This window comes from Enterococcus pingfangensis (assembly GCF_005405205.1).
GTDB lineage: Bacteria > Bacillota > Bacilli > Lactobacillales > Enterococcaceae > Enterococcus_A > Enterococcus_A pingfangensis.
Genome location: NZ_BJDP01000021.1, coordinates 1 through 1,730 on the forward strand (window position 1 = coordinate 1; position 1,730 = coordinate 1,730).

1 rRNA gene is annotated in these 1,730 nt (G+C 50.7%); it reads left to right on the forward strand.

Annotation, left to right across the window (positions count from 1 at the left end):
- Window positions 1-151: 151 nt before the first annotated feature.
- Window positions 152-1,711 (forward strand): 16S ribosomal RNA (locus FFM63_RS09730).
- Window positions 1,712-1,730 lie beyond the last annotated feature (19 nt).

A 1,730-nucleotide genomic window follows, 5' to 3' on the forward strand; every position in this document is an offset into this window, starting at 1 on the left:
AAACAATGTAGACCTTTGAAAACTGAACGAATAAAACAAACCAAATGTGTAGGGCGTTTCTATTTAATAGAAACAAACAACATAGCAAGCAATATGCTAGCAAGTCAATTTATACAATTGAGCTTAACAATCGCAAGATTGTTTCAAACACTTTTATGAGAGTTTGATCCTGGCTCAGGACGAACGCTGGCGGCGTGCCTAATACATGCAAGTCGAACGCTTTTTCTTTCACCGGAGCTTGCTCCACCGAAAGAAAAAGAGTGGCGAACGGGTGAGTAACACGTGGGTAACCTGCCCATCAGAAGGGGATAACACTTGGAAACAGGTGCTAATACCGTATAACAGGTAAAACCGCATGGTTTTACTTTGAAAGGCGCTTTTGCGTCACTGATGGATGGACCCGCGGTGCATTAGCTAGTTGGTGAGGTAACGGCTCACCAAGGCAACGATGCATAGCCGACCTGAGAGGGTGATCGGCCACATTGGGACTGAGACACGGCCCAAACTCCTACGGGAGGCAGCAGTAGGGAATCTTCGGCAATGGACGAAAGTCTGACCGAGCAACGCCGCGTGAGTGAAGAAGGTTTTCGGATCGTAAAACTCTGTTGTTAGAGAAGAACAAGGATGAGAGTAAAATGTTCATCCCTTGACGGTATCTAACCAGAAAGCCACGGCTAACTACGTGCCAGCAGCCGCGGTAATACGTAGGTGGCAAGCGTTGTCCGGATTTATTGGGCGTAAAGCGAGCGCAGGCGGTTTCTTAAGTCTGATGTGAAAGCCCCCGGCTCAACCGGGGAGGGTCATTGGAAACTGGGAAACTTGAGTGCAGAAGAGGAGAGTGGAATTCCATGTGTAGCGGTGAAATGCGTAGATATATGGAGGAACACCAGTGGCGAAGGCGGCTCTCTGGTCTGTAACTGACGCTGAGGCTCGAAAGCGTGGGGAGCAAACAGGATTAGATACCCTGGTAGTCCACGCCGTAAACGATGAGTGCTAAGTGTTGGAGGGTTTCCGCCCTTCAGTGCTGCAGCTAACGCATTAAGCACTCCGCCTGGGGAGTACGACCGCAAGGTTGAAACTCAAAGGAATTGACGGGGGCCCGCACAAGCGGTGGAGCATGTGGTTTAATTCGAAGCAACGCGAAGAACCTTACCAGGTCTTGACATCCTTTGACCACTCTAGAGATAGAGCTTCCCCTTCGGGGGCAAAGTGACAGGTGGTGCATGGTTGTCGTCAGCTCGTGTCGTGAGATGTTGGGTTAAGTCCCGCAACGAGCGCAACCCTTATTGTTAGTTGCCATCATTTAGTTGGGCACTCTAGCGAGACTGCCGGTGACAAACCGGAGGAAGGTGGGGATGACGTCAAATCATCATGCCCCTTATGACCTGGGCTACACACGTGCTACAATGGGAAGTACAACGAGTCGCGAAGTCGCGAGGCTAAGCTAATCTCTTAAAGCTTCTCTCAGTTCGGATTGTAGGCTGCAACTCGCCTACATGAAGCCGGAATCGCTAGTAATCGCGGATCAGCACGCCGCGGTGAATACGTTCCCGGGCCTTGTACACACCGCCCGTCACACCACGAGAGTTTGTAACACCCGAAGTCGGTGAGGTAACCTTTTTGGAGCCAGCCGCCTAAGGTGGGATAGATGATTGGGGTGAAGTCGTAACAAGGTAGCCGTATCGGAAGGTGCGGCTGGATCACCTCCTTTCTAAGGAAATAGTTCATCT